Origin of the sequence: Rubrobacter tropicus, from assembly GCF_011492945.1 — a bacterium.
Lineage (GTDB): Bacteria > Actinomycetota > Rubrobacteria > Rubrobacterales > Rubrobacteraceae > Rubrobacter_D > Rubrobacter_D tropicus.
In genome coordinates, this window is sequence record NZ_CP045119.1 from 2,904,359 (window position 1) to 2,931,072 (window position 26,714).

At 62.3% G+C, this 26,714-nt stretch carries 35 protein-coding genes and 2 tRNA genes; 18 read left to right on the plus strand and 19 right to left on the minus strand.

Features of this window, described 5'->3' with window-relative positions:
• Positions 1–149: 149 nt before the first annotated feature.
• Complete coding sequence (locus GBA63_RS14585; protein WP_166177190.1) at positions 150–608, minus strand: Asp23/Gls24 family envelope stress response protein; 459 nt, start codon at positions 606–608, stop codon at positions 150–152.
• A gap of 212 nt (positions 609–820) precedes the next feature.
• Between GBA63_RS14585 and GBA63_RS14590 the strand changes: the two genes are divergently transcribed.
• Positions 821–1,888 (plus strand): alpha/beta fold hydrolase, encoded by a 1,068-nt coding sequence (locus GBA63_RS14590; protein ID WP_166177192.1) that lies wholly within the window; start codon positions 821–823, stop codon positions 1,886–1,888.
• 51 nt (positions 1,889–1,939) lie between these two features.
• Here GBA63_RS14590 and GBA63_RS14595 read toward each other — a convergent pair.
• Positions 1,940–2,013 (minus strand) — tRNA-Met (locus GBA63_RS14595).
• Positions 2,014–2,119: 106 nt separating this feature from the next.
• On the opposite strand from GBA63_RS14595, the gene GBA63_RS14600 reads away from it, so the two are divergent.
• From GBA63_RS14600 to GBA63_RS14635, 8 genes are all read left to right on the plus strand, one after another.
• Positions 2,120–3,220 carry a tyrosine-type recombinase/integrase gene (locus tag GBA63_RS14600; RefSeq protein ID WP_166177194.1) on the plus strand — a complete coding sequence of 367 codons (1,101 nt, stop codon included), beginning with the start codon at positions 2,120–2,122 and terminating at the stop codon, positions 3,218–3,220.
• 617 nt (positions 3,221–3,837) lie between these two features.
• Positions 3,838–4,050 (plus strand): MerR family transcriptional regulator, encoded by a 213-nt coding sequence (locus tag GBA63_RS14605; RefSeq protein ID WP_166177196.1) that lies wholly within the window; start codon positions 3,838–3,840, stop codon positions 4,048–4,050.
• A gap of 22 nt (positions 4,051–4,072) precedes the next feature.
• Positions 4,073–5,719, plus strand: coding sequence for a YfjI family protein (locus GBA63_RS14610; RefSeq protein ID WP_166177198.1), 1,647 nt, complete (start codon positions 4,073–4,075; stop codon positions 5,717–5,719).
• A gap of 295 nt (positions 5,720–6,014) precedes the next feature.
• The gene (locus GBA63_RS14615) at positions 6,015–6,212 is read left to right on the plus strand and encodes a hypothetical protein (RefSeq protein ID WP_166177200.1); all 198 of its coding nucleotides are present in this window, start codon (positions 6,015–6,017) and stop codon (positions 6,210–6,212) included.
• 5 nt (positions 6,213–6,217) lie between these two features.
• Positions 6,218–7,042: a hypothetical protein gene (locus GBA63_RS14620; protein WP_166177202.1), complete on the plus strand. Its 825-nt coding sequence runs from the start codon at positions 6,218–6,220 to the stop codon at positions 7,040–7,042.
• Between the two features lie 139 nt (positions 7,043–7,181).
• Positions 7,182–7,757 (plus strand): hypothetical protein, encoded by a 576-nt coding sequence (locus GBA63_RS14625; RefSeq protein WP_166177204.1) that lies wholly within the window; start codon positions 7,182–7,184, stop codon positions 7,755–7,757.
• 103 nt (positions 7,758–7,860) lie between these two features.
• Entirely contained in the window at positions 7,861–8,094 is a 234-nt protein-coding gene (locus tag GBA63_RS14630) for a hypothetical protein (RefSeq protein ID WP_166177206.1), read from the plus strand.
• Positions 8,095–8,806: 712 nt separating this feature from the next.
• Positions 8,807–8,995: a hypothetical protein gene (locus GBA63_RS14635; protein WP_166177208.1), complete on the plus strand. Its 189-nt coding sequence runs from the start codon at positions 8,807–8,809 to the stop codon at positions 8,993–8,995.
• Positions 8,996–9,013: 18 nt separating this feature from the next.
• On the opposite strand, the gene GBA63_RS24445 is transcribed toward GBA63_RS14635, so the two are convergent.
• Entirely contained in the window at positions 9,014–9,256 is a 243-nt protein-coding gene (locus GBA63_RS24445; RefSeq protein WP_166177210.1) for an SWIM zinc finger family protein, read from the minus strand.
• A 477-nt stretch (positions 9,257–9,733) separates the two neighbouring features.
• Positions 9,734–9,807 (minus strand) — tRNA-Met (locus tag GBA63_RS14645).
• A 39-nt stretch (positions 9,808–9,846) separates the two neighbouring features.
• Between GBA63_RS14645 and GBA63_RS14650 the strand changes: the two genes are divergently transcribed.
• Positions 9,847–10,269 carry a hypothetical protein gene (locus GBA63_RS14650; RefSeq protein WP_166177211.1) on the plus strand — a complete coding sequence of 141 codons (423 nt, stop codon included), beginning with the start codon at positions 9,847–9,849 and terminating at the stop codon, positions 10,267–10,269.
• Complete coding sequence (locus GBA63_RS14655; protein ID WP_166172274.1) at positions 10,266–10,445, plus strand: hypothetical protein; 180 nt, start codon at positions 10,266–10,268, stop codon at positions 10,443–10,445. Before GBA63_RS14650 ends, GBA63_RS14655 begins: the two co-directional genes overlap by 4 nt.
• Before the next feature lie 94 nt (positions 10,446–10,539).
• Here the strand turns inward: GBA63_RS14655 and GBA63_RS14660 are convergent, their stop codons facing one another.
• The gene (locus tag GBA63_RS14660) at positions 10,540–10,989 is read right to left on the minus strand and encodes an NUDIX hydrolase (RefSeq protein WP_166177213.1); all 450 of its coding nucleotides are present in this window, start codon (positions 10,987–10,989) and stop codon (positions 10,540–10,542) included.
• A 108-nt stretch (positions 10,990–11,097) separates the two neighbouring features.
• Here GBA63_RS14660 and GBA63_RS14665 point away from each other — a divergent pair, with 108 nt between their 5' ends.
• Positions 11,098–11,733, plus strand: a complete 636-nt coding sequence (locus GBA63_RS14665) for a class I SAM-dependent methyltransferase (protein WP_166177215.1) — start codon at positions 11,098–11,100, stop codon at positions 11,731–11,733.
• A 12-nt stretch (positions 11,734–11,745) separates the two neighbouring features.
• Here the strand turns inward: GBA63_RS14665 and betT are convergent, their stop codons facing one another.
• A complete protein-coding gene (betT, locus tag GBA63_RS14670; RefSeq protein WP_166177217.1) occupies positions 11,746–13,788 on the minus strand; it encodes a choline BCCT transporter BetT in 2,043 nt (680 codons plus the stop codon).
• 181 nt (positions 13,789–13,969) lie between these two features.
• Here betT and GBA63_RS14675 point away from each other — a divergent pair, with 181 nt between their 5' ends.
• The 5 genes from GBA63_RS14675 to GBA63_RS14695 all read left to right on the plus strand — a co-directional run bounded on the left by GBA63_RS14675 (position 13,970) and on the right by GBA63_RS14695 (position 17,497).
• Positions 13,970–14,140, plus strand: a complete 171-nt coding sequence (locus GBA63_RS14675; protein ID WP_166177219.1) for a hypothetical protein — start codon at positions 13,970–13,972, stop codon at positions 14,138–14,140.
• Between the two features lie 121 nt (positions 14,141–14,261).
• Positions 14,262–14,825, plus strand: a complete 564-nt coding sequence (locus GBA63_RS14680; RefSeq protein ID WP_166177221.1) for a hypothetical protein — start codon at positions 14,262–14,264, stop codon at positions 14,823–14,825.
• 85 nt (positions 14,826–14,910) lie between these two features.
• Entirely contained in the window at positions 14,911–15,915 is a 1,005-nt protein-coding gene (locus GBA63_RS14685) for a YihY/virulence factor BrkB family protein (protein WP_166177223.1), read from the plus strand.
• 25 nt (positions 15,916–15,940) lie between these two features.
• Positions 15,941–16,768 carry a DUF429 domain-containing protein gene (locus GBA63_RS14690; RefSeq protein WP_166177225.1) on the plus strand — a complete coding sequence of 276 codons (828 nt, stop codon included), beginning with the start codon at positions 15,941–15,943 and terminating at the stop codon, positions 16,766–16,768.
• A gap of 147 nt (positions 16,769–16,915) precedes the next feature.
• A complete protein-coding gene (locus GBA63_RS14695; RefSeq protein WP_166177227.1) occupies positions 16,916–17,497 on the plus strand; it encodes an HD domain-containing protein in 582 nt (193 codons plus the stop codon).
• A gap of 139 nt (positions 17,498–17,636) precedes the next feature.
• Here GBA63_RS14695 and GBA63_RS14700 read toward each other — a convergent pair whose 3' ends face one another.
• The 6 genes from GBA63_RS14700 to ychF form a co-directional block, all read right to left on the minus strand.
• A complete protein-coding gene (locus GBA63_RS14700; RefSeq protein ID WP_166177229.1) occupies positions 17,637–19,010 on the minus strand; it encodes a mercuric reductase in 1,374 nt (457 codons plus the stop codon).
• Between the two features lie 39 nt (positions 19,011–19,049).
• Complete coding sequence (locus GBA63_RS14705; protein ID WP_207956811.1) at positions 19,050–19,502, minus strand: calcium-binding protein; 453 nt, start codon at positions 19,500–19,502, stop codon at positions 19,050–19,052.
• Between the two features lie 8 nt (positions 19,503–19,510).
• Positions 19,511–20,203: a DUF6391 domain-containing protein gene (locus tag GBA63_RS23305; protein ID WP_207956812.1), complete on the minus strand. Its 693-nt coding sequence runs from the start codon at positions 20,201–20,203 to the stop codon at positions 19,511–19,513.
• A gap of 171 nt (positions 20,204–20,374) precedes the next feature.
• The gene (locus GBA63_RS14710; protein ID WP_166177233.1) at positions 20,375–20,527 is read right to left on the minus strand and encodes a hypothetical protein; all 153 of its coding nucleotides are present in this window, start codon (positions 20,525–20,527) and stop codon (positions 20,375–20,377) included.
• A gap of 102 nt (positions 20,528–20,629) precedes the next feature.
• On the minus strand, positions 20,630–21,025 hold the full coding sequence (locus GBA63_RS14715; RefSeq protein ID WP_166177235.1) for a glycine/sarcosine/betaine reductase selenoprotein B family protein: 396 nt from the start codon (positions 21,023–21,025) through the stop codon (positions 20,630–20,632).
• Complete coding sequence (gene ychF / locus GBA63_RS14720) at positions 21,025–22,107, minus strand: redox-regulated ATPase YchF (RefSeq protein ID WP_166177237.1); 1,083 nt, start codon at positions 22,105–22,107, stop codon at positions 21,025–21,027. The genes GBA63_RS14715 and ychF overlap by 1 nt, the downstream gene beginning before the upstream one ends.
• A 103-nt stretch (positions 22,108–22,210) precedes the next feature.
• Between ychF and GBA63_RS14725 the strand changes: the two genes are divergently transcribed.
• Entirely contained in the window at positions 22,211–22,687 is a 477-nt protein-coding gene (locus GBA63_RS14725; RefSeq protein WP_166177239.1) for an iron-sulfur cluster assembly scaffold protein, read from the plus strand.
• Between the two features lie 202 nt (positions 22,688–22,889).
• On the opposite strand, the gene GBA63_RS14730 is transcribed toward GBA63_RS14725, so the two are convergent.
• The 7 genes from GBA63_RS14730 to GBA63_RS14760 form a co-directional block, all read right to left on the minus strand.
• A complete protein-coding gene (locus tag GBA63_RS14730) occupies positions 22,890–23,327 on the minus strand; it encodes a hypothetical protein (RefSeq protein ID WP_166177241.1) in 438 nt (145 codons plus the stop codon).
• 37 nt (positions 23,328–23,364) lie between these two features.
• Positions 23,365–23,598 (minus strand): hypothetical protein, encoded by a 234-nt coding sequence (locus GBA63_RS14735; RefSeq protein ID WP_166177243.1) that lies wholly within the window; start codon positions 23,596–23,598, stop codon positions 23,365–23,367.
• Positions 23,599–23,720: 122 nt separating this feature from the next.
• Positions 23,721–24,269 carry a hypothetical protein gene (locus GBA63_RS14740; protein ID WP_166177245.1) on the minus strand — a complete coding sequence of 183 codons (549 nt, stop codon included), beginning with the start codon at positions 24,267–24,269 and terminating at the stop codon, positions 23,721–23,723.
• Positions 24,266–24,874, minus strand: coding sequence for a PulJ/GspJ family protein (locus GBA63_RS14745; protein WP_166177247.1), 609 nt, complete (start codon positions 24,872–24,874; stop codon positions 24,266–24,268). The genes GBA63_RS14740 and GBA63_RS14745 overlap by 4 nt, the downstream gene beginning before the upstream one ends.
• Entirely contained in the window at positions 24,871–25,308 is a 438-nt protein-coding gene (locus GBA63_RS14750; protein ID WP_166177249.1) for a type IV pilus modification PilV family protein, read from the minus strand. Before GBA63_RS14750 ends, GBA63_RS14745 begins: the two co-directional genes overlap by 4 nt.
• Positions 25,289–25,903: a pilus assembly FimT family protein gene (locus GBA63_RS14755; protein ID WP_166177251.1), complete on the minus strand. Its 615-nt coding sequence runs from the start codon at positions 25,901–25,903 to the stop codon at positions 25,289–25,291. Before GBA63_RS14755 ends, GBA63_RS14750 begins: the two co-directional genes overlap by 20 nt.
• A 418-nt stretch (positions 25,904–26,321) precedes the next feature.
• The gene (locus GBA63_RS14760) at positions 26,322–26,702 is read right to left on the minus strand and encodes a VOC family protein (protein ID WP_207956813.1); all 381 of its coding nucleotides are present in this window, start codon (positions 26,700–26,702) and stop codon (positions 26,322–26,324) included.
• Positions 26,703–26,714: the final 12 nt, after the last annotated feature.

The window sequence follows — 26,714 nt, forward strand, 5'->3', positions numbered from 1 at the left end:
CGGGGCGATGGACCGCGCGGACTACGTTTCTCGTGGGGTTCCTGAAAAACGGAGCGCCGCCGGGGCGGTTTACCCCCGGCGGCGCTCCGTCAACGGAAAGCTAAAAGCTGACAGCTGATGGCTGACAGCGCGGTTCGCGAAGCGAACCGCTAGGCGCGCTGCTCCTGACGCCGGGCCATCTCCTCGGTCTGCTCCTGCTCCCCGAGCCTCGGGCGTTCCTCGGGCACCTGCACGTCGTTGACGACGATGTTCACCTCGGTCACGCGCAGGCCCACGAGGCTCTCGACCTTGTTGATGACGTTGCGGCGCGCGGCCTCCGTCAGTTGCGGGATCGACTGCCCGTACTCGATGGCCATGGTCAGGTCGATGGCCGCCTCTTCCTGGCCGACCTCCACGGAGACGCCCTTAGAGGCGTTGCCGCCGGGGGCGCTGCCGGTCACGCTCGACAGGAAGCTGCCGACGGCCGCGCTGGCCCCGCCGCCCATCTGTACCTTCTCGATCTCCTGCGCCGCGATACCCGCGATCTGGGCGACCACCGCGTCGCTTATGTTGGTAACGCCCTTGTCGGTCTTCAACGGGCTCGAACCCTGGCTGCTCGTCTCGGTCATGCTCTGTCCTTTCCCACTCTCGTCCAAAAATCTTTGCACACGATTACCAGAACTGACTACCCTACCCCCTGCCTTCTTAAACTAGAAAAACGACCCGAGCCATCGACGCAAACGTCCCCGCCAATCCCGTCGACGCCGACCACCCGTGGCGTCGGGCGAACGATCCCGCTAGATTGGACGGGAGAAGGTCCACACCACCGGAAGGGGAACGCATGACCACTGAGGGCCTGATCGAAGGGGTACGTTCGACGACCGTGCGGACCTCGAGGTTGGCCACGCACCTCCTCCACAGCGGCCCGGAAGACGGCGTCCCCGTTCTCTTCGTCCACGGCAACGCCTCGAGCGGGCGGTTCTTCGAGGAGACGCTGGCGGCGCTGCCCGGTTACAGAGGTCTCGCCCCCGACCTGCGCGGTTTCGGCGCCTCCGAGACGAAGCCGCTCGACGCCACCCGTGGGGTCGCCGACTTCTCGGACGACCTTTTCGCGCTCGTGGAGTCACTCGGCCTCGAACGTCCGGTCCACCTGGTCGGGTGGTCGGCGGGCGGGACGGTCGCGATGCAGTACGCGATCGACCGTCCCGAAGCTATCGCCTCGCTCGCCCTCGTCAACCCCATGAGCCCCTACGGTTTCGGCGGCACCAAAGACGCGGCCGGGACGCCCTGCTGGCCCGACTTCGCCGGGTCGGGCGGCGGCACCGCCAACCCCGAGTTCGTCGGCCGACTCGCCGCCAGGGACCGGACCGAGACCGACCCTAACTCCCCGAGAAACGTCATGAACAACTTCTACTTCGCCCCACCCTTCAAAGCCCCGCCGGAGCGCGAGGAGATCCTGCTCTCCTCCGTCCTCTCCACGGCGACCGGCGACGACAACTACCCGGGCGACATGACGACCTCGGAGAACTGGCCCGGCGTGGCCCCCGGCGAGAGGGGCATGAACAACGCCATCTCACCGAAGTACTGCGACGTCTCCGGCTTCGCCCGAATAGAACCGAAGCCGCCCGTGATCTGGGTCCGGGGTTCAGCGGACGCGATAGTCTCCGACGCCTCCCTTTTGGATTTCGGCACCCTGGGCAGGATGGAGGCCGTGCCGGGCTGGCCCGGCGAGGAGGCCTTCCCCCCTCAGCCGATGCTCTCCCAGACGCGGGCCGTGCTGGACGAGTACGCCGCGGCCGGCGGGTCCTACCGAGAAGAGGTCCTTGAGGGCTGCGGCCACACCCCGCACGTCGAGCGCCCGGAGGAGTTCCGCGAGTTCTTGATCGACTTTATCGACGGCGCGAGGTGATCCGGGGCGCGCAGAAAAAGAAGAGGCCCGGCGTTTGCCGGACCTCTGTAGTAGCGGGGGTAGGATTTGAACCTACGACCTTCGGGTTATGAGCCCGACGAGCTACCAGACTGCTCCACCCCGCGTCGCAGCATAATCGCGGATGTGAGCAACCCGAGTTAGAGGGTTTGACGACACTCTCTGACGACATAAGCCGCTGATACGGACCCCCGACACCGAAAGCGGGGGCAGATGGGTAAGGGCATCAAGCGCCGTAAGGATGGGCGCTACGAGGCGAAATACAGCGTAGAGACGGACACCGGGACCAAACGCCGGAGCATCTACGGGAAGAGCCGCGAAGAGGTAGCGGTTAAGCTGGCGAAGGCGATTGAGGACGCGAAGGACCAAACGCCGAAGGTCAAGCCAACGGAACTCACCATCAAGGAATTCTTGGAAGGATTGCACGACCAGACGGTAAGGCACGCGGTCAAGCGTAGAACATACGAAAGCTACCGCTGCATCGTCGGTCGTCATATCGTGCCAGCTATCGGCAACGTCAAGCTACGCGAACTCAGCACTAGGAACGTGCAAGACTTCTACGGCGCATTGCTCAATAGAGGTCTATCCGCAAAGACGGTTACGAACGTACACACACTGTTGAGGCGTGCTTTGAAGCAAGCGATAGATTGGGAACTGATTACCCGTAACGCTTGCGAGGGTGTTAGCTTGCCGCGTCGGGAGTCGCCGGAAGTGAACCCGCTTAACCGTCAACAGGCTAAGGCTTTACTAGAAGCGTCCAAGTCGGATAGGCTCCACGCCCTCTACGTGTTGGCGATAAGTACCGGGATGCGTCAAGGGGAATTGCTAGGGCTTTACTGGTCCGACATAGACCTAGATAACCGGATGGTTAGGGTTAGGCGTGCTTTGGTTACGGGGTACGGTCAAACCTACGAGTCCACCAAGACCAAGCGGAGCCGTAGAAGCATCGCCTTGACCACGATAGCAACCGAAGCCTTGATAGCTCACAAGGACCGTATGAGCGATGAGGGACACTCTGTAGAAGGCGATTCACCCGTATTCGTGAACAAGGTTGGTCGCCACCTTCACCCTAAGAACTTCATGGACAGGAGTTTCAAACCCAACCTGCGTAAAGCCCGCATACCCGACACCACTTTTCATGCCGCTACTCGTCATACGGCAGCTAGTCTCATGCTCACCAAAGGCGTGCATCCGAAGGTCGTACAAGAGATGCTAGGTCATGCCACAATCACCATAACGCTAGACACTTACTCTCACCTGCTAGATGGTATGGGCGGAACCGGAGCTACGGCGATGGACGATGCTCTAAGTTAGCCTCAGACGAGCCACAATGCCACGTAAGCTATTGCGAGGGCTATCCGGTATGGATGGCCCTCTTTCTCTATCAGACACCACCACGACACAGATTTAACGCTGAATCGGCGTATATTCTCCGATGTTACTAGCTCGAACAAGAAGAATTGTATTGACTTCGGCATTGTCCATCTGTATACTGATTATGTAAGGTATTGCACTTCCAGACCATCGGCACGCGGATTAGTACGTCTGATGCTCGGTTTATCAATAATCGCAATCGTTACAAAACCGTTACATGATTGTTACAAGGACGCAATGAATAACCCCTGCCATTCCGTTTCTAAGATATTGAGAGAGCAAACAGAAAGTCAATCCACAGAAAGGCGGTGAAAGCGAATGGGCTACGTGAACATGCCCGAAGCGATGTATAGCGTGAAGCAATGCGCGGCCATACTGAAAATCAGTCGTCAGGCTTTGTACCAAGGCATCAAGGCGGGTCGGGTGAACGCAAGTGTTGACGAGGTTAACCAACTGCGAATCTCAGTACCGGAGACGTACCGATTGCTAATGAATGGCTTTGGACAGAAGGACTGAACGCTAAGCACATACAGCACACACGATAGGAGAGATTAGATATGACGAAGATGATGAACCTCATAGACGTAAGGAACATGCTCGGGCTAGGCACCAATCAGGTCATACGTCTGGTGCAAAGCGGCGAACTTCGCTGCTATAGGTACTCGGGAACCGGAGTCCTCAACAAGAACGAAGTTACGGTAGATACACACGGACTCAGGTTCAGGGAATCCGATGTTGAAGAACTGCTAGAAGCAAGCCTTATCCGCTAACACACGACAGGAGACACAGAACATGAATACAATGCTAGACCCACGTATTGACGTGCCACAAGACGAAGATAAGCAAGACCTCAGAGAGTTTCCGACAGAAGTATTCCCGACGACTGTAGCTAGATTCATAAGCGAAGCCGCAGCATCAACGGTAGTGCCGCCAGAGATGGTAGGCGTACCGCTCTTGGTAGGTTTTGCGAGTGCCATAGGAGCGAGCAGGGTTATTGAGGTACACGAAGATTGGCACGAACCATCAACGCTCTATGCCGCCGTGATAGGCGACCCAGGAGTTAAGAAGTCTCCCGCAACCAATAAGGCTTTCCGGTTCGTTGAGGACCAGCAGAAGGAACTACGGAAGGCGTACCGATACGAACGTAAGAAGTACGAGAGCGACACCAGCGACACCAGCGACGCCAATTCTAAAGAGGAACCGAAGCTAGAGAGGGTATTGGTTGACGATACCACCGTAGAAGGTCTGGCTATGGTTCTGGACGAGAACAGGCGTGGCGTGCTCGTACATCGTGATGAACTTAGCGCGTGGATTAGGAGCATGGACCAGTACAAGACAGGTAAAGGCTCAGACCGCCAATTCTGGCTATCTGCATGGACCAACAAATACCATTCCGTTGATAGGAAGGGTCAGAAGGAACCTATCATGTTGGATAGGCCATGCGTATCTGTATACGGTGGCATCCAACCAGAGGTACTACACGAAGTCAGGAACGGTAGAGAGGATGGTTTGCTAGATAGGTTCATCTTCACGTATCCCGAGAAGATGCGCAGCAGGTGGACGGAAGAGAGGATTTCGGACCAGTCAAAAGAAGCTGTTAGGGAAGTATACGATACTCTACGAGGTCTGGAACTGAACGAGGATGGTCAGATACCAGTCAAGTTTGATGCCGATGCCAAGCACCTTTACGTACAACTCTACGACCAGCATCAAGAAGAGATGGAAGTACCCGGATTTCCTACTCGTCTCGTTGGTCCGTGGTCAAAGCTAGAAGGCTACCTAGCACGTCTAACACTGGTGCTTAGTTTGGTCCGTTCTTCCCACGATGGTACGCCGGAGAGAATAGAGATTGGCGATGTACTGAAAGCTAATGTGCTACTGGATTACTTCAAGGACCAGACCCGTAAGGTTTATGGTGAGATGTTTGAGCAAGACCCGATGGACCAGCTTGCTATAGACGTGGTGAAATTCGTTGATGCTGTTGGTGGTCGCATCAAGGAAGAACCCACGTTCATATTCCAAGTGCTAAAGAGCGACTATAAACCAGAACGCTCAGATGAACTCACCAAGAAATTGAAGAAGATAGCCAAGCGCGTACCCGACCTTGAGGTAGACCACGGAACCACGGCCAATACTGGTGGTAGGCGTTGGCTTTCCATAACTCTGAAAAATGGCGTCGCTGCCGTCGCTGCCGTCGCTGGTGAGCCTCTGACGAGGGCAGAAGCCAGCAAGGGGGCAGATTTGACACAAGGCACGAAGCTAGCCATTCCAGACGGCAGCCAGTCAAAGGAATACGTGGTGGAACTCGGTACGCGGCTGATTCTCTATGCGCTCGACAGACAGACGCACGATTGGCAGTGTCATACCGAGGCCGTGAAGATTATGGAAAGACGTTACGACGAAGCAGAGAAGCAACGAAACGGCGAAGTGCCATTCTAGGTTAGACAACTTCATATAGAGTCGTTTGGCGCTGCTGCTGGCGCTGGTCTTAGCTTTGGTGTAAGTACCGCCGTTAAACGGCGGGGCATACATGAGAGTGGTACGGCTCATTCCGGCTCTACTCTGTTAGCGGGTTGGCAGAGTACGAGGGTTGACGCGGTTTTTGCGGTCTTGATAGGTCGCCGCAATATTCATCTCCTTCTTCCGCTATGGAACCTTTCCGAAGCCGCAACCCGCTTATTCAGATGTATACGCAGGATTCAGCGTTAAATCACGATTGATTGGAGACTTTGAAATGACCGAGAAACTACACGGCAGTTACGAGAAAGCTATAGCCGAATTGAAAGACGTGGCAGATGGTGGAGCGAGGAAGAGAGCGGAAGAGAAGAATGCGATTAACCACCTCTTGAGCTTGAATGGCACTAAGCCAAGGGCCGAACCCGAGACTACCAACCCGCTAGTAAACATGGTGCTACGTCAGGTTAGGAGATAGACGATATGGAACAACAGAAACAGTTGTCATTGCGAGACTTCTACGACTCGTACCAGTACAACAAAACCACGTTGGATAAGGCTTTGACGAAGCTCGAAGAAGAAGCGGCAGACATCAACGCTCAGCTAGAGCAGCGGATGGCCGCACAGAGCCGTATAGCGACCGCTCAGAGAGAAATTTCTAGTTTGAAAGGCGAGAAATCAGACCTCTTCCTTGAGTGGCAACAGGCGGAGTTTGACGACTCGCAGGAAGTAAAGAAGGAGCTCAAGAACAAACGCCGGCAGATTGATGAACGCATCTCGGAACTGGAAGAGAATATACGTGAAGAACGTTCCTCAATGCCAGCCGTTGACAAGACCCACGCTGCTAACTTGGCGGTACGGAAGGATATGCTCAAGCCTCTTAACGTGGGGGCTTTCATGGAGAAGTTGAAAGCGATGTTGGACACCGATGCTAACGATTTGAACGCGAGAATCCGAGCCATCAGTGTTCCATCCTCTGCGTATAAATCCGACGAGTACGAGGCTATCCGAGCAGGCAAGGATATGAGCTACGCGATGCAGCTATCGCAGCATAAGCGTCTAGCGGCCAAAGAAGCCGAGAAGCGTAAGAAGATGCGGCCAGTATCAAGCACAGATGAAATGCACAACATTATGAGCGGCAGACGCAAGCCTAACGATGACCGCATGAGCGTAACCAGCAAGGGCGAGAAGGTGAAAGGCTATTCGGAACGTCGGGTAAGCAACGACGAAGGCGACCGCAGCCATGTTCTTAGCGGTGATGAAGTTAGAGCGGCATTGGCAGAGAAGCAGGCGAAAAAAGCTAGTTGAAGTAGGAAACCAAGCATGGGATAGGAAACCGCACTTATCCGCATTCCCATGCGTGGTTTCCCGGTTTTGGTTTCCACCGTATTTATTAGTTTTGGTTTCCAACAGGCGAGTTTTGGACGCCACAAAGAAGGGATTAAAAATGGGCGAGATTGACAAAAGAAAGAGAACGGAAGAGGAGAGATTGGAACTAGCTAACCAAGTGTTGGCGTTGAAAGAGGCGGGTTGGACTAGACGAGAGATTACCAAGGAACTGAAAATCTCTTCCAAGAGCATCCAACCGCTCTACGATTTGGCTATCGCCAACATACCCATTCCCGACAAGGAGACGGTACAGAGGGAGAACATCGTACAGATTCGCGCCAAGATGGACGAGGTTAACAGGCGTCTTGCTGACCCCGACCTACCCATCACGGCCACCAACGTACCGAACCTCATACATCAGTGGACGAAACTAAGAACCGAACTCAACAAGGTTCTGGAAGTGGGAGTAAAGACGAAGGTTGACATCGGCATTGACGGTACGTTGTTCGACATCATCAAGAACAATCCGGCCTACTACGAGGGCGTTACCGACGAGATACACGCGGAGAACGACCAGCGAAAGAGGACGGCGCAAGAACTCGACGTAGAAGAGGACGTACTAGAGTTTGACGAGTCGGATGGCGTTTACAAACTGCCCTCAGAAATCGAGGATGACGCTAAGGGCGAGTCCTAGCAAATTTTCTGGCATCGCGTTCATCACCCCCCATACAAGGTTAGGAGTCCCTTGGGCTTTTTGAAAGGGTGGGTGGGTCATGCGAGGGGAGAGGATGGATAACATGCAAGATTGGATTGGCGATACCGTGGCGGTGATGGTGGATACAGACCCGAAGCCTTGGAACGCGGAGTTGCAGGGCTACGACCGTTACGGAATAGTGGTCCGTGTAAGCAACAAGACCAAGGCGAGAGTGGAAGAGTTTAAGGGTTTGGAAGAAGCGTCCGACATACGGATGTGGATACCTTTTACCCGACTAAGGCTATTGGTTAATAAGCGGTTCAAAGGGATAAGCTGATTATACACAGACCTATACTGTTCTAAGTATATATCTGATACCCACGACACTAGCGAAAGGATAGAGATGATGGACGAATACGTTAAGCAGATGATTAGCGATTGTGAATGCACGATAGGTCGAGATGGTGTGATGCTCACATACGATACTCACACCATCACTATCCCTTGGTCAAGGATAGAAGTGAGCAAAGAAGATGTGATGAGAGCAGCCGCATAGATTATACGTGGACGTATACCATGCTGCGTATACATCCTATGTATAGTCCATACCCTGCATAGCCCCACTCGCATAGCCTATGGTCCTCACCTACCAGTAGATGTTACTCGTACATAGATACAGTAGCGTACATCTACCCGTACTTCTCTACTGATTAGGACTGGATGAGACTGGCCTTTTGTTTTCAGCTACCTACACCGTTCGGACCAATTTACCCGCAGCACGTTTAACGTCCTCAGTCGTAACGGTATGGTCCATGATGTGAAGGCCCATACGCACACCGCGACCTGTACCCACACGCCCACGCTGGTAATAGTCCAGCATACTGACCACGGTTGCAGGATACGGTGCCTGATGTGTGGCACCGTAGGCCCAGAGCGAGATAACGCAGGCGAGGCGTTCACGGCCTTGAAACAACAACGTCTCACGCAACCGACCCGATAACGTACACATTTTGATGTACCACGCTACACACTTCGGCTAGAATGCGTGCGTGGATTGGGAGAAGATACAGGAGCAACGGGAGATAGACTACCTGCACCGGGAAGCCGTGCGTAAGACGTATACCTTGATTGACGAGGCAACGGAGCGCGTGCAATCTTCCGAAGCGATGGACAACGAAGCCAGATGGTTAGTTGAGCGCAACCGCTACAACGGAAAAAGACCACCAACCCGAATCTAGGCTGATGGTCTTTATGGTCTAGCTTTTGGCGTTGAATATCACGGCACTAAAGATGTGCTTACAAGTGTCTCGCCTGCGCCGCCAATCCTTACAAGTGCAAGTGTCGCGGTCTAAATCCACCACGTACACCGTCTTACCCTTACTGGACTCTACCAAGTAGAGCGGTCCATCCCGGAGAACTTTTCCGAGGTTATGGAGTATCCAACCCCTTTCGACCCTTTGGACCAATCCACGCTCTACGGTATCCTTTTCCTTGAGCACGCTGGTATCTCCTTCCGTGCTCCACGGCTCCCGGAGTGTTAGCGCACTCGCGGGAGTCTCTTTCCTTCTACGTCCTAATTGTCAAAGTCCATCCGGCTTGCTCTCGCTGCCGTACAGGTATTTTACCAAACAATCCTTGGTAGTGTCAAGGATTCTGTGGTAAGATTCTCCGCATGGAACGGATACCGGACAAATTCAGGGTCTTGGGCATTCAGGAACTAGCAGACGAACTCGGTTATAAGCGCACCACGGTATACGCGCATCTCACTAGGGAACTGTGGCACAAGATACCCCAACCGAGTCTCAGGATTAGTTGCGGTCCAGTCTGGTATTCGGGCGATATTGACGAGTGGAAGGAGAAAATACGGAAGAGTTGACGACAGCTTTGACGACAAACCTAGCGGATTGACGACAGGCACAAGGAAACCACGGTAAGAGGATGGTAAGGGAATACGGGTCCGACAGCGCCAAAGGTAGTAGCGGGGGTAGGATTTGAACCTACGACCTTCGGGTTATGAGCCCGACGAGCTACCAGACTGCTCCACCCCGCGTCGTGGAGAAAAGTGTACCACTGCCGGGAGGTTTGTAAAGTGGCTTTCGGGCGTGGTACGGTGGCCGTCATGACCTACCTCTTGCTCTTCGTTTTTATTGGGATCGGGGCCGTCGTCGCCCTCGTCGCGGCGCTTGCGGCGCTCGGGGCTTACCTGAGGTTTCGGCGGGCCAGGATCGAACTGCAGGACCGCCTCGCTACGGAGGTGGAGAGCCTCTCCCGGCGTACGGGCGAACTGGAGCGGGGCCTGGCGGCGTTGCAGGAACGTTCTGCCCGGCTCCCGATCAGCATCTCCGGCTTGCAGCAGAACCTCTCGACCCTGCAGGTCCTTACCGGCGCCCTCGCCGCCTCGCTGCGCCAGGCGCAGGCGGTCCTCTCCTACAGCGCGCTCAAGACCCTCAGCGGGAGCCACCTCGGCAAGCTACTCCGGGTTCCCCCAAAAACCGGCGGGCGCCCCTCGTGAAGCGGCCTGAGGCGGAAGCCCGGCAGGCAGGTATGGGCGCCGGGCGAAATCCGACGGCCGAAGAACGCAAGGTTCTCGTGGAGCGGTGCGAGGCGTGCGGGACGGAGATGTACGGGCTGCACTGCAAGCTCGTGTGCCCCAACTGCGGCTACAAGCGAGACTGTTCGGACCCGTAGAGCTTTCAGCCGTCGGCTTTCAGCGGTCAGCTCTTGTCGTCACCGACGGCCGAAGGGACGGGGCGACCGCGCCGCGAACGACAACGGCAGCGCCTTAGCCGGCTGCGGACATCAGCGCCCTTTCGCACCAGCCGCGGACCTCGGCGTTGACGGGCATCGCGTCCCAGTCTTCGGGTGCGTACCAGCCGACCTTGTCGGCCAGGAACTCTTCGCGGATGTCCGTGGGGCCGGTCGGGCGTGCGAAGTAGATCAGGTCGATGTGCTGGTGCCCTGGCCCGATGTCCTCCAGCTGCACCCCGGCCGGACGGCGCAGCTGTACCGGGTCCTCGACGTCCTCCCGCCTGTCCCCCACGAGCTCAACCTCGACGCCGGTCTCTTCGCGCACCTCGCGCACGGCGGCCTCGTCGGGCAGCTCGTCCCGCTCGATGTGCCCGCCGGGCGGCAGCCACATGCCGAGCTTGCGGTGGTGGTGAAGCAAGACCTTGCCGTCTCGGACGACGAAGACCGCCACCGTGAAATGCCTGCCGCTGTTTTGCCACTCCATGCCCGCAATCTACACCAGCAGGACCGCCACGCCCGGTAGGCCCCATCACACGCAGCGGCAATCTTTTCGGTTAACGTTGAGAGAGATGTACGTCAGAGGAGGTCGAGGTTGCCTGAGTTGCCGGGGGGCGCTTTCCGGCGCACGGACGAGACGCCGGACGAAGAGTTCTACAGGACGCCCCGGCTCGTCACCCACATAGACGACCGGGCCATAGCCGCCGTCACGCAGCTCTACAGGGAGTACTTCCCGCCAGGCGGGGAGATACTCGACCTGATGAGCAGTTGGATCAGCCACCTGCCGCCGGAGGTCGAGTACGGGCGCGTGATCGGCCTCGGCATGAACGAGACGGAGTTGCGCCGCAACGAGCGCCTCGCCTCCTACGTCGTCCAGAACCTGAACGAGAACCCACGGCTTCCCTTCGGAGACGACGAGTTCGACGGGTGCGGCATCTGCGTCTCCGTCGACTACCTGACGCGTCCCGTCGAGGTGTTGCGCGAGGTCGGTAGGGTGCTGAAGCCGGGCTCTCCGTTGATCATAACGTTCTCGAACCGCTGTTTCCCGACGAAGGCGGTCGCCGTCTGGCACCAGCTCGACGACCGGGGTCACATGAGGCTTGTCGAGGACTACCTCCGCGAAGCGGGTAACTGGGATGGCATTCGGGGCCTGGACCGCAGCCCGCGCCGCCTGTTCTCGGACCCGCTCTACGCCGTGGTCGGCCGTAGCGCGGGTCCGTACGCGGGGTAACCGCGCCCCGCGTTACCGCACCGCTTCGGCGTTTAGGCGCAGGAACTCCGCGTGCTGCTCGTACTGGTCGAGGACGTCGTCTATGAGTTGGCTGTGGGTGTAGCCCATCACGTCGTAGCCCTGTCCACCCTCCCGCAGGTGGACGTCCAGCCGGTAGTAGACGTCGCCCTCGCGCAGGGAAGTGTCGCCATAGACCGGCATGAGCGTCTCGCGCGGCACGATCCGGTACAAAAACGGCTCCTCTTCGCCCAGGTCCGCCGCGAGCTCCACGTACGAGAGGCCGGTGCCTTGGTCGTCCTCGCGCACCTCCGCCTCGATGCCGTGTTCGCGAAGCTCCTCGCCCACTTCGGTCAGGGCGGGAAGCGCGACATCGGTGAGGAACTCGGCGGTGCGGGCGCGGTCGGGGAAGCTCATGCTGCGCTTCAGGCGCTGCTGCCACGTCAGCGCGACCGCCCGGTCGCCGCCCGGGCCGTTGTGGCGCCCGGACAACTGCGCCGGCAGGCTGTAGCGCTGGCTGTCCTCGCGGATGGCCTCCACGCGCAGCGCCTTGTACAGGCCAAAGACCAGCAGGACCATCACGAAAGCGAAGGGGAGGCCGAAAATGATAGTCGCGTTCTGGAGCGCCGTTATGCCGCCGACGATCAGCATCGCGAGGGTCAGCAGGCCTGTGGCGACCGCCCAGAAGATGCGCACCGGGTTCGAGGCGTCGTCACGCGGGGTCTTGCGGTACGAGGTGAGGTTGCCCATCACCAGGGCGCCGGAGTCCGCGGAGGTAATGTAGAAGAGAAGGCCTATGATCGTCGCCAGGGAGGCGATTACGGGGAAGGCCGGGTACTCCTGCAGCAGGGTGTAGAAGCCCTGCTGGGGCTGGTTCATCGCGACCTCACCGAAGCGCTCGTTGCCGCTCCGGATCAACCCGATGGCGCTGTTGCCGAAGACCGAGACCCACATCAAGACGTACAAAAACGGGATGATGAGCGTGCCCGCGACGAACTGCCGGATCGTGCGCCCGCGCGAGATCCTGGCCAAGAACAACCCCACGAAGGACGCCCACGCTATCCACCACGCCCAGAAAAACAGCGTCCACGCGTTGAGCCAGGCCGTCGGCTGCTCGAAGGCGAACGTCTGCATGGTGAGCCCCGCGAAGTTGCCCACGTAGTCGCCGACGTTGAGCACGAAAGCGTTCAAGAGGAACGCGGTGTCGCCGGTCACCAGGATAAAGCCGGCCAGCCCAAGCGCGAGCAGGACCGTGAGCTCGGACAACCGCCGGATGCCCTTGTCCACGCCGGTTACGGCCGAGATCGTCGCCACCGCGACGGCGACCACGACGAGCCCGATCTGCGCGGCCAGCCCCTCCGGGATGCCGAAGAGGAGCTTCAGCCCGAAGTTGAGTTGGACGACCCCGATCCCGAGCGAGGTCGCGATGCCGAAGATCGTGCCGAGCACGGCGGCGAGGTCGACGGCGTGGCCCAAAGGCCCGTAGACGCGCTTGCCGAAGATCGGATAGAGCGCAGACCGGATGCTGAGGGGCAGGTTCATCCTGAAGGCGAAGTACGCGAGCGCTATCCCCATCAGCGAGTACATCCCCCAGCCGGTGATGCCGTAGTGAAAGAGCGTCCACACGGTCGCGTCCCTGGCGGCGCCCACCGTCTCGCCCTGGCCGACCGGCGGGGCGAGGTACTGGGTGACGGGCTCGGCGACCGCGAAGAACATCAGGTCGGTGCCGATGCCGGCGGCGAACAGCATCGCCGCCCAGGAGAAGACGCTGAAATCCGGTTCGGAGTGCTCCGGTCCCAGCTTGATCTTCCCGTAGCGGGAGAGCGCGAGAAAGACCACGAACGCCAGGAAGAGGGTCGCGATCAGGATGTAGAACCAGCCGAACCACTCCGAGATCCAGCCGACCAGCACCCCGATCGTGGCGGCGGCGCCATCCGGGGAGATCATGGCCCACAACGCGATAGCGATGATGCACACCGAGGAGCCGTAAAAGACGACCGGGTTGATGCGGGAGCCCGGCTCCGACCTCTCCGGCTCGGGCTGTCTCGTCTCGGCCATCAGGTCCGTCCCCCTGTCGCGTCGTTGACCCCGGATAGCCCGGCACACGCCGGGCGTTCGTCGAAGTTCGGTAGTTAAGCACATCTGATAGGGAGGATCATTACCTTTTGCGCCGGGGGAACGTCGGGCCGTGCGGCGCAACCGGGGTAGACTCTGCGGAAACGCTACGACGGGAGCGAACATGAACATCAAACAGGCTAACGGGATCGGCCGCGTACACGTCGCCAAACCCGGTTTCAAGGAGACCTACTGCCGCAGGCCCATAAACGACGAGGACTGGGTCACCACCACCAAAGAGGCCAACTGTACCGGCTGCGCCCGGGCCGGGGCGCCGAGGCCCGAGGACAAATAGGGCCGGTACGGACGGCCTCGAGATCGTTCCGGCACACGTGAACCGTCAGACAGGCACCCTCCTTCTCGCGGGGCAAAATCCGGTTCAGAGAGCGTAGGCGAGCCCGTAGAGGAGACCGATCGTGGCGAAGCAGGATTACGAGGAGAAGTACACCCATCCGGATCTCAGGGAGAAGATAAAAGAAGAGATCAAAGCCTCGGACAAGGGCGGCGAGGAGGGCCAGTGGAGCGCCCGCAAGTCCCAGCTCTTGACCCAGGAGTACGAGAAGCAGGGCGGCGGCTACAAGGGCGAGAAGGACCGGTCCCAGAAGAACCTCGAAAAGTGGACCGAGGAAGAGTGGCAGACCAAAGAGGGCGACGCCAACGCCCGCGAGGGCGGCGAGACGAAGCGCTACCTTCCGAAGAAGGCCTGGGAGAACATGAGCGAGGAAGAGAAGCGGCAGACCGACCAGAAGAAGCGCGAGGGCTCGAAGAAGGGCCGGCAGCACGTCTCCAACACGGACGAGGCCAGGCAGGCGCGCAAGGACGCCCGGGTGCCCCTCGAGGGCTACGACGATCTGAGCGTGGAAGAGGTGGAGAAGAAGATCCAGGGCCTCTCGAAAGACGAAACAAAGAAAGTCCGCGACTACGAGAAGAACAACAAGAACCGCAAGACCCTGCTGGAGGCGCTCGACGCCAAAGCGTAGCGAGCCTCGTTCCGCCGCCGGTTACCATCCCGTGGGCTCGGGGGTAAACTGGGGAGATTGACGTGCGCGGCGGGAGGATGGTGTCATGCAGATCCCAGGCAAGAAGATCGTCGAGAAGGCAGAAGAGAAGGGCAACGAGGTCGCGATCCCGAGAACGGAGCGGCTCGGGCTCGTCGACTTCTTCAAGCTGACCTTCAAGGAGGTCGGCGAAGACCACGTCATGGCCTTTGCGGGCAACCTGACGTACAAGGCCCTCTTCGCCCTCTTCCCGTTCTTCACGTTCCTGATCTCGCTGCTTGGCATCTTCAACGCCACGAACCTCGTCGACCAGATGATCGGCTACCTCGAAGGTGTCGCGCCGAGTACGGTAACGGAATTTATCGACAGCCAGCTCACGCCCATAGCCGAGAGCCAGGCCGAGAGCACCTTCACCTTCGCGGCGATCATCTCCATCGCGCTCGCCCTGTGGGGCGTCTCGGGGGCTTTTCGCTCCATCATGGAGGCCATGAACGTGATGTACGAGGTCGAGGAGGACCGCCCGGCCTGGAAGGTGTACGGGATCTCCATCTTTATCTCCCTCGCCGTCGTCGCGCTGATGCTCACCGCCTTCGGCATCGTCATCTTCGGTGGTTCGGTCGGCGGCGGGCTGGCGGAGTTCGTCGGGCTCGGCCCGACGTTTCAGGCGGTATGGAAGATCGCGCAGTGGCCCATCGTCGCGTGCGTCGTGCTCTTCACGTTCGCGATCATCTACTTTTTCGCCCCGGCCGCGAAGCAGCGGTTTAGCTGGATCAGCCCCGGCGCCGTCCTCGCGTTCGTCTTCTGGCTGCTCTTCTCGCTCGCGTTCTCCTTCTACGTCGGTTCGTCCGATTCTTTTAGCGCCACCTACGGATCGTTGGCCAGCATCATCATCCTGATGCTCTACATCTACTACTCGTCCGTCATCATGCTTATAGGCGCGGAGATGAACCAGGTGATCGAGTGGCACATCCCCGGCGGCAAGGACGAGGGGGACAAGGTCCCCGAGGAGGACCGCAAACCGGACGTGAAACGCCTGGCCCGCGCAAACGACCAGGAGGACGAAAACAGCTGAAGTCCGGAAACCTCCTCTCGTCCCGGTGAGGGTCTTCGGCCTCGACTTCACCAGCGCCCCGGGCCGCCGCAAACCCCTGATAGCCCTGCGCTGCGAACTGGTGGATAAAGTCCTGCGCGTCGAGGAAGACGAGACGTTGACGGACTTCGGGCAGTTCGAGGCGTGGCTCGAAACCCCCGGCCCGTGGGTCTGCGGGATGGACTTCCCTTTCGGGCAGCCGAAGGGCCTCGTCGAGGCGCTGGGCTGGCCCGAGGGCTGGAACGGGTACGTCGGGAAGGTCGCCCGGCTCGGCAAGGAGGGGTTCGAGGCTGCGATCAAAGCCGACATGGCCTCGCGGCCCTACGGGAAGAAGTGGCGCTACAGGCTGGCCGACCGGCGCAGCGGCTCCAGCAGCGCGATGATGCTCTTCCGGGTGCCGGTGGGCAAGATGTTCTTCCAGGGCGCCCCCCGCCTGCTCCGCTCCGGCGTGAGCGTCGAACCCTGCCGCCCGAACGGGGGTTCCCGCGTCGCCGTCGAAGCCTACCCCGCCGTCGTCGCCCGCCGCTTCCTGGGCCGCGAACCGTACAAGCGCGACGCCGTGCCGGACACTCCGGAGAGACGGGCGGCGCGGGAGCGGCTCGTCTCCGGCCTCGGGTCGCAGACCCTACGCCGGGCCTACGGCTTCACCGTCGCGGTGGACGAAGTCTGGAGACGGAGGTTCGTAGAAGAACCGGGCGCCGACGCCCTCGACTCGCTCCTGTGCGCCGTCCAGGCCGCGTGGGCCTACACGAGGAGGCACGAGGGCTGGGGCGTGCCCCCCGAGTGCGACCGGAACGAGGGTTGGATCCTGGACCCCGCCCTGCTCGGCTTTTAGGTATCAGGCTTCAGGTATGGCCGACGTGTGCAGGCGGTTCGAGCCGTTGCGCTCCTGGTCATCGACTACACCAGACGCCGCGGCGGCTGACATCTCAAAACCTGTAACCTGATGCCTGCAGCCTGAAACCCCATACTGGGAGACCCATTGCCCTACACGGAGAGACTCGACGACGCACTCGTCTACGCCGCCGGCCTGCACAGGGACCAGACCCGCAAGGGAAGCGGCATCCCCTACGTCACGCACCTGCTCGCCGTGGCGGCCATAGTAGGCGAAAACGGCGGCACGGAGGACGAAGTGATAGCCGCCCTCCTCCACGACGCCCCCGAAGACGCGGGCGGCAAGGCCAGGCTCGAAGATATCAGGATGAGATTCGGGGATTTGGTGGCCGGCATCGTCGCCGGCTGCACCGACACCTACGAGGACCCGAAACCGCCCTGGCGCCGGCGCAAGGAGGAGTACCTGGCCCACCTGGCCGAAGCCCCGGCTCCCGTTCGCCTGGTCTCCGCCGCGGACAAGCTCCACAACGCCCGCTCCGTTCTCGCGGACTATCGGGCCGTTGGGGAGGACCTCTGGGACCGCTTCAACGGCGGCAGGGAAGGAACGCTCTGGTACTACCGCGCCGTGGCGGACACGCTCTCGGGGGCGGGCGGCGGCCCAGTCGTGGACGAGCTGGAACGCGTGGTTGCGGAGATGGAGCGCGCCACGAGGGACCACGGGGTTTCGTAGCGGGGTCCGCCCGGGCCTACGCGGCGATCCGCAAGGCGCGGATGTCCGTCGTGGCCCCCGGACCGTCGGTGGCAGTGGTGCGTATGCGGCGTGGGCGGGTTCGAAACCCGCCCTTACGCTTTGGGCCGGCGGCCGTCTCTCAGATGGCGCTCTGGATGTCTTCCGCGAGCGTCGGGTGGATGTAGACGGCCTCGCGCACGACGGAGAGGGGCTGGTCGGCGTTCATCAGGTCCTCGTAGATGTGGACGAGCTCGCCGCCTTCTGCGGTCAGGACGGCGGCGCCGAGGACGCGGTCGTTCGAGGCGTCGGCGACCACCTTTATGAAACCCTTGTTCTCGCCGAGTTCGAAGGCCTTGCCCTTCTCCCCCTCCATGTCGAAACGGTGGACCTCGACCTCGTGGCCGGCCTCGCGGGCCGCGCGCTCGGTCATGCCAACGCGTCCGAGTTCGGGGTCGGTGAAGACGGCGTACGGCACGACGCGGTCGGTGGTGCGCGAGCCGTCGCCGGCCATCTGGGAGAGGAGCACCCTGTGGTCGTCGTAGGAGGTGTGGGTGAACATCGGACCGCCCCTTATGTCCCCGGCCGCCCAGATGCCTTCTGCGCCCGTCGCCAGCCGCTCGTCGGTCTCGATGAAGCCCCTGCGGTCCGTCTCCACCCCGACGTTCTCCAGGCCGAGGTCGTCGGTGTTCGGGCGGCGTCCGGTCGCGAGGAAGAGGTGCGTGGCCCTGACCTCCGCCGGGTCGCCCCCGTCGAGCGTCAGGGTGAGGCCATCCCCGTCGGTGGCGACGCCCTGGGCGCGCTCGCAGAAGACGAACCGGATACCCTCCTCGGCCAGCAGGCCGCGCATGGCCTCGGAGACGTCCTCGTCCTCGACCGGGGCGACGTGGTCCGAGGAGCCCACGACCACGGTAACGTCGCTCCCCATCCGGCGGTAGAACTGTGCCATCTCCAGGCCGATGTAGCTGCCGCCGACCAGAACGAGGTGCCCCGGCAAGTCCTCCCTGTCCATCCAGTTGCCCGCGTCGATGTAGTCGACGGCATCCAGGCCGTCTATCGGGGGGATCAGGGTGCGGGTCCCGGTGTTCAGGACCACCTGGCCGACGAGGAGGGAGCGGTCCCCGACGCTCACGCGGAAGCCGCCCTGTTCCTTGCCTTCGATCCTGGCGTGGCCCCGGATCAGGGCGGGGTTCTCAGATCCTTGCAGGCCCTTGTCGAGGCCGGCGCGCTTCGTCTCGGCCACACCCCTCGCCCGCCGGAGTACCGCCGGGAAGTCGATGCGAACCTCGGGGATCTCGACCCCGTACTCGGACGCCCGCCTCGCCTGGAACGCCACCTTCGCGGACGCGATGGCGGCCTTCGTCGGGCTGCAGCCGAAGTTTACGCACGACCCGCCGAGGTCCTTTCGCTCCGCGAGCGCGACGGTGCGGTCCTCGCCCGCCAGCTTGTAGGCGAGCGGGATGCCCGCCTGCCCGCCGCCGATGATCAGGACGTCGTAATCCGTTCCGTTCTGCAAGGATTTGCTCCTTCTAGGTTGCGTCGGGTATTGGACGACTCAGGAGATACCCACGCCGGCCATCTCGCAACCGCGCGGCTCCTCATCGTCGTCGGCGTTCATTAGGACCTCGTCGCGGCCGGGGCCGCAGGAGACCTCGTCCCTCCCCGCCTCTCCCACGGATTTCCGGTCCTGCGCGTCAACCAGGTCGTCGCCGGGGCCGCCGTAGAGCTTATCCTTGCCCTCTCCGCCGTAGATCTCGTCGTCCCCCCCCATGCCCCGCACCACATCGTCGCCGCCCCCGGCCCTGATGACGTCGTCGCCCGCCGTGCCGATGAGGATATCGTCGCCGCCGGTCCCCTCCGGCGTCGTTCGTGAGGCGGCCCCGGAGGACGTGGTCTCGCCGTTCGCTTCGCCAGCGCCGTTAGGGCTACCCGCCTGGCCGCAGGCGGACGAGAGGATTAGGCAACCGAAGACGACGCACAGCGCGGGCAGGGAACCTGTACGGGCCAAGGGGGCTCCTACCGGACGACCGCGCCGTCGTCGCGCAGGATCTCCACGGCGTCGGGGTCGGTGTGGAAGACCCGCACCTGCACCGTGGAGGCCGCGAGCAGCAACCCGAGGATGCCGCCCCCGCGCAGGTCCTGCGGGTTGGCCGGCTCGACCCATCCGACCTCCGCGTTCGAGAGGTCGGCGTCCGTGGTGACGAACCGCTGGAGCAGAAGGCTCAACGGCACCCGCAAGAGCAGGGCGGCCACGACGGACCCCACGACCATCAGGTACAGCGGCCAGCCCATGTAGATCCCAACCCCCAAAGAAGCGAAGAAGAGAATGGCCGTCAGCAGGTTAGCCGCCACGATGGTGGTGCCGCAGTTGCGGTGGATCGCCAGCCGCTTCTGCCCGCGCCTGAGCCTCCGCAATGCCTCCCTGGCCGCACTATCCACCTCTTCGAGCGAACGCACACCCTGCACGAAGAAGCCATCGTCGGTCGAAAAGCCGTTCAGCTTGCGGCCCGGCTCCCGCTCCATCATCACCACTATCGTCGCGTGCTCCAGCGCGTGGTTGCGGCGTAAGATCCTGTTCCCGACCACCGCCTTGAGCTGCCTCGGGTAGACGAACAGACTCCCCACCGCCTGCAACGAGAACAAAATAGGCAGCAGAAAGATGAAGAGGACCACGAAAAACGCCACGAGCAGAACCAGTACAAGGGCCACGTACAGCTACTTTCCTCGGTTGGGATACGTCCTGTCAGGGATTATATCTTAGCCGGTCAGCACGCTGCGCCCTACGGGCTCCGCTCTCAGCACGCTTCGCGCCTCTCAGCACGCTTCGGCCTGCTACGCAGCCCTCGCTCTCAGCCCGTCAGCAAGTAGCTGAAGTGCTGACTAGCTGAAGTGCTGACCAGTTGCAATGCTGACCTCCGCGGGACCGTCCAACTCGTGCAGTAGGGCGAGTGCTGCGAGGGCGACGCGTCTGTGGCCCTCCTTGTCCCCCGGCTCGCCCATCGGGAGGTTGTACGGGAACGGGACGTGGGCCACGCGGGGGGCCTTTACGCCGTGTTCCATGGCGAGGGTTACGGTCGGTATGCCCCTGGCCTCTATGGCTTCGCTTACCAGGCCGACGGCCCGGTGGCAGAGTGGTCAGGAGGGGGTTAGCAGGACGGCGTCGGCGCCGTCTTCGACGAGCCTGGCGGCGACCTCGGGGGCCGTTCTTTCGGACAGAGGTTGCGTGTCGTGGATCGCGCCCATAAAGGAGAAGTGGCGGGGGTTGAGGCCGCCTATCAAGCCCTCAGACGCCAGTTCGCGCAGGGTCCACAGGGGGAAGACGGAGTCCAGGTCGGAGCCTTCGTCGGGGCGGTGGTAGGCGTGGGTCCAGGTGAGCTCCCGCGCGCTGGTCGGGATCTCGCGGTAAGAGCAGTCACCCGCGGGGTCGTCTATGTCGAAACGCGGCTGCCCCGGCGGGTGCACGCCGCCGGTCGTCACGAGCGCCAGCCGGCTCTCGCCGAGGGACTTTGTCGAGCAGGCGAACGGGATCACTAGACGTTGAAGCGGATGAGCACGGTGTCGCCGTCTTTGACGACGTAGGCGCGGCCTTCGAGGCGGATGTCGGCCGACTCCTTGGCCTTCGACCAGGAGCCCGCCGCGACGATCCTCTCCCAGTCCCCCACCTCGGCGGCGATGAAGCCCCGCTCCATGTCCGTGTGGATGCGGCCCGCGGCGGTCCGGATCGTGGAGCCCTCCCGCACGGTCCAGGCCCGGCTCTCTTTCTCCCCGGCCGTGAAGAACGTGACGAGCCCGAGCAAACGGTAGGCGGCCCGCACGAACTCCTGAAAGCCCGTGGTCTCCAGCCCTAGCATCTCCAGGTACTCCCGCGCCTCTTCCTCCCCGAGGTCGACCACTTCGGCCTCGAGCTTCGCGGAGAGCCGCACGGTCTCGGCCCCCTCGCGCGCCGCCAGCTTCTCGACCCTCGCGCTGTACGTGTTGCCCTCGGCCACAGACTCCTCGTCCACGTTCGCCACGTAGAGGGTCGGCTTGGCCGTGATGAGCGTGCCCATCGCCTCCTGAAGCGCTTCGGTCTTTGGGTATGAGCGGGCCGGGTTGCCGTCGGAGAGGTGGCCGAGCAGCTTCTCCAACTCGGCGGCCTCGGCCTTGAGCTTGGCGTCGCCCCCCTTCGCGGACCTGCCGACCCGGTCGAGCCTCCGCTCCACGGTGGCGAGGTCGGCGAGCAAAAGCTCCGTGTTTATGGTCTCCGCGTCGCCCTCGGGGTCCACCTTCCCCTCGACGTGGACCACGTCCTCGTCTTCGAAGCACCGGACGACGTGCGCAACGGCGTCGCACTCGCGGATGTGGCCCAGAAACTGGTTGCCCAGGCCCTCGCCCCCGCTAGCACCGCGCACGAGGCCGGCGATGTCCACGAAGTCCACCGTCGCGGGCACCACGCGCCGGCTCCTCATGGTCTCGGCCAGGGCGTCGAGGCGCCCGTCCGGGACCACGGCGACGCCGAGGTTCGGGTCGATGGTCGTGAAAGGGTAGTTCTGCGCCTCGGCACCGGCCTTCGTCAGGCTGTTGAATACGGTGGACTTGCCTACGTTCGGTAGGCCTACGATTCCGACTCTCATGGGGCTAGTGTAACAAACTGTAGCAAGTTCACGGGGCGGTCCCGCGGGTACGGTAAAATCCGGCCCAGAAGATCTATCCGGTTACAAAGTGGAAGGGCTTGCGTTGGACAGGCAGCTGCAGATACAGATCCTCCTGGATCACTACGAGAGGCCGCGCCACCGCGGCGCGCTCCGGGACGCGGACGTCGAGATGCCGGGGGGCAACCCCGGTTGCGGGGACGTGGTCACCGTCTACCTCAAGGGGGAAGAGGACCACGAGCACATCCACGACGTCACCTACGAGGGCGAAGGGTGCACCATCAGCATGGCCGCCTCCAGCATGATCCTGGAGGAGATCCACGACGGCAGCCTCACCATGGACCAGGTACTCGACCTCGACTACAACGAGATGATCGAGAAGCTCGGCCGCCAGATCGTCGCCTCCCGACCAAAGTGCGCAACTTTGGGCCTCGGCACCGTCAAGGCCGCCATCCGCAAGTACCAGAAAGACCGCCGCCTGGAAAAAGCCGGCGTCACGCGACCGGAGGACGAGGGCCTCGTCTTCGGCGACACCGCCGCAGAAGCGGCGAAAGGGAGCTAGTCAGGGCAGCTAGTCAGCACGCCGCTTCGCGGCTCTCAGCCCGTCAGCAAGTCGTCTCTGTTCGACGCACCATCCGTCACCCGAAACGCTGCGTCATGCGCGGCCCGGTCGGGCTCTGCGAGACTGAAAGCTGACTGGCTGAAAGCGAGGGCCGCAAGGCCCGAAGCGTGCTGAGAGCGGAGGCGAAGCCGGAGCGGGCTGACTAGCTCCTCTTCGCCAATGCGCCGGCGACCGTGGCCGCTGCGACGAAGAGGGCGGCCTGGATGACGGCCGAGAGGACGATGCTGAGGAGGAAGAGCGTCCAGGCTTCGTCGGGGGAGATGGAGGTCCCGAGTACTTCGGATAGGGTGGCGGCCATGCGGGGGGAGCCTATGCCGCGGGCCGCTACGAGCGCCCCGGCCGAGGCGCCGACCACGTAGACGGGGGCCGCGACCGCGCCTCCGATGAGGCCGGAGAGGGCGCCCGGACGGTCGGTTTCTGCCCCGGCGGCCCGCCTGCCGCAGGAGTAGCCGACGAAGATCCCGGCGATGATGCCGGCAAGGGAACCCAGCAGCGAGGCGAAGAAGCCGAGCAACCCGCCGATCCCGCCCCAGACCATACCGACGCGTAACGCGCCGCCGCGCTCTTCTTTCTGCTCCATGGCCGCATTCTAGCGGCCCGCGCCGCTCCCGCCCGGCTCAGAGGCTGCGCAAGAGCCCCATCGCGCGGTAGCGACCCACGTGGTTCCACCCGCTGTCGGCCTCACGGTCACGTTCGGGGGCCGGGCCTATGTCCTCGATCAGGCTCCCGCCACAGAAGCACGCCCTGGAGGTCCCGTCGTGGAGCAAAGACGCCACGCTCTCGGCGTCGTATACCGCCGGACATCCGGAACAACGCCACAGAAAAGTAACCGTCTCTTCGTGAGAGATCATAACCACCCCGCCGTTTCCCGCCCGTCGGCTGCAGACTACACCCGATCCCGGGCCACCTGAAGGGAGAAACGTTAAGGACGGGTTAAGAACCTCGCGGCGCCTGGCGCCCGGTCATCGACTTCCTACTCGTGGGCCTCCCGCCAGCTCCACTGCTCGACCTCGCCCGGGCCGGCAACGTAAAGGATCACCTCGACCTTGCGCCTCGTCTCGCCGGAGACGCCTTCGGAGACCACCAGAAAGTAGTCCCGCTCCGGGTAGTCGGAGAGGCCATCCGGCACGGGCTCCGGCGCGTGGTCCCCTTCTCGCTGTTGCCCCTGTTCCGTTGCGGGGATCAGGTACCGGACGGTCACGGTCGCGGAGCCGTGATCGAGGGTTAGCTTCTTGCCGGGCGGGTCGCCGCCCGGTGAGACGTAGGCCCACTCCGCGTTCTCAGAGGCGTCGGCGTCGTAGTGTTCCGGGCTTGCGTCGGAGCGCAGGCGCGCGGCGGCGGCCCGGGCGCCTGCGTCGGCGAGGTCGAACGCCCTCTGGCCGTGGTTGGCGGAGATCGTCGAGAGAAGGTCGCTCCGAACGACGGCCAGGAAACCGGCGGCCAGAACGCCGATGAGGACCACCAGGATCACGGCCAGGCCCAACGCCACCCCCGACTCGTCCGGCCGCGGGCGCCGGATCACACCCCACCCCGATTCCTCAAGGCAACTACCGTCGTGAGCGTCTGTTCTAAAGGCTCCCCTCCGGCCGCCCTTCCGGCGGAGATCTCCAACTCGATGCGCACCAGGGCGACGTCGCTCTCGCTTCCGCTTACTACCGGCCCCCCGTTCGCGTCGAGGTACTCGAAGGTGAGCGCCCTGCCGTCTCCGTCCGCGTCCCTCGCGCCCTCGACCAGCCGGCCGCCGTTTCTGAGGGGATTACCGTCCCCGTCCAGCGTGTAGGAGATCTTCTCGCCCCCTTCCATGGCCCCGGTGGCCGGGTTCAGCGTCCGGCGGTTGCCGTTCAGGTCGTTGCCGAAGGTCAGGCGTTCTGCCGTGAATTCTAGGAGCAGGGTCTCGTTCCCGTTCGGCTTGTCCCGGGGGTACGCCGCGCGGATCTCACGCTCCATCCTCGCCAGCCCGAGACGGGCGGCCTGCGCCGCCTCGGCCCTGTCGCGCCCGGCCCCGAAGATCCTGACGCCCGCGTCGAACATCGCGTAGAGCGCGAAGAGAACGGCGGCCATCATCACCATCGCGACCAGTGCCTCCGCCAGCGTAAACCCTTCCTCCCGCAGGAACCTCCGGCTCACGGCGGCCTCCCGGAGACGAACCCCGTGGTCGAGTATGAGCGGTCGCCCTCCCACTCGACCAGCACGTCCATCCGCATCTGGCCCGTGGGAGAACCCGCCGTCCCGGAGAGTTCCCCGCTCACGAACGCCGTCCGCACCGAGAGGGCGAAGCCATCAACGGTGACGCCCGGCGGCCCCGGCGGGGCGTACCGCTCGACGGCGCTGTCCGCGGCGCCGCCCGGCCTGTGGTACGGGAGCGCCCGCGCCTCTTCCAGCTCAGAGCCCGCGAGGGCGCGGGCGGCGTCGTACTCGCCGGAGGAGGTCGCGGCCCGGTGGCCCGCCTCGAGCACCCCGACCACCGGGACCATGGCGAGGGTGAGCACGACCATCGCCACCGTCACCTCGACGAGCGAGGAGCCGGCCTCGTCCTTCCGCTCAACCGTAGACGATCTCACCGATCCTGATCCTGGCCGTGGGGGCCTGGAAGACCACGCCGCACGACGGACTCCCGTCTTCGGAACTCACCCTCACCGTGCCGCTCTGCCCCGGGCGCAGGGTCCGCACGGTCCCGTTGGAGTTGAACTCCAGGGTCCGCGTCCCTTCTGGCCCGCACCTGCTCGGCGCCACGACGGCGTCGGGGTCGCCGCCCGAGCAGTCCGGATCGAAGGAGAATTCCCCGATCTTCGTGCCCCGGGGCAACCCTTTGGGCGACGGGGGCGTATCGGGGGCCAGGGCCGGCGAGGCGTCGTCTGCGCTGTAGGCGGCCTTGAGCTCGATCAGGCAGTAGTCCGCCCCGGAACAGCCCGCGAGCGGTATCCCATCGGACGCCATCACCAGGCGCCAGTCCGTCAACCCTTGCGTGGCGTTGGAGTGGGCGAGACGCATGTCCGAGGCAAGCTGGTCCGCGGCCGCCTCGACCCGCCAGCGTTCCAGCAGGGCCAGAAAGATAATGACGGCAATCGCCGCCAGAATGCCCGAGATGGCAACGGCCGTCAGGATCTCGGGCAGCGTATAGCCCCGTTCATCACGCCGGAATATTTCGGATCTCACCCCAAGCACGACACCATATTCGGCGCGGGACGGAGAGAGCTTTAGAGCAGATTGCAGGGAGGTTGGACCTCCCTGCAATCGCTGTCAGCTTTCAGCGATCAGCTCCCTTTTCTTTGGCCGATGGCTGACGGCCGATAGCCGACAGCGCGGGTTGCGGTGATTCAATACCACCGCAACCCGCTTTAGTTTTCATAGCGGTTTGCGTTAGGACCGACCCTCGTCGTATCCGTAAGGCTTCGAGGCACCGAGGTTATCAGGGGCGCGCCACGATGCCGCGGGCGATCCCCGACCCTACACCCCCGAAAGCCTCCAGAACCTGAAAGCCTATGCCCAATGGGCTCGATACTCCCGCAAGCCGCTCTCGACCATCAGCTGACCGCTGAAAGCGAAAGCCAAAGGCTTGAGCGAGCTGGAAGCCCTACGCACGCTCTATGAACTCTATGCGATAGCCGTCGGGGTCGCGGACGAAGAAGATGCGGGTGCCGCTGCCCATGGCGTGCGGTTTGCTCTCGAACTCTACGCCACCGGCCTCTTCGAGCCTGTCGGCGAGGGCGTCGAGGTCTTCGACGGCGAAGGCTACGTGGCTGTAGCCGGTACCGAGCTCGTACGGCTCGGTCTGGTCGTGGTTGAGGGTGAGCTCCAACCGGGGCTCGGGGTCGCCGGGGACGGCGAAAAAGGCGTTGGTGGCGTCGTCCCCGATGGGGGTCTTGCGGGCCAACTCCAGGCCGAGCTTGTTGGTGTAGAAGTCGATGCTCTTGTCCAGGTCGAGGACCCTGTAGCAGGTGTGGACGTATCGCACGGGCGCTCCCTT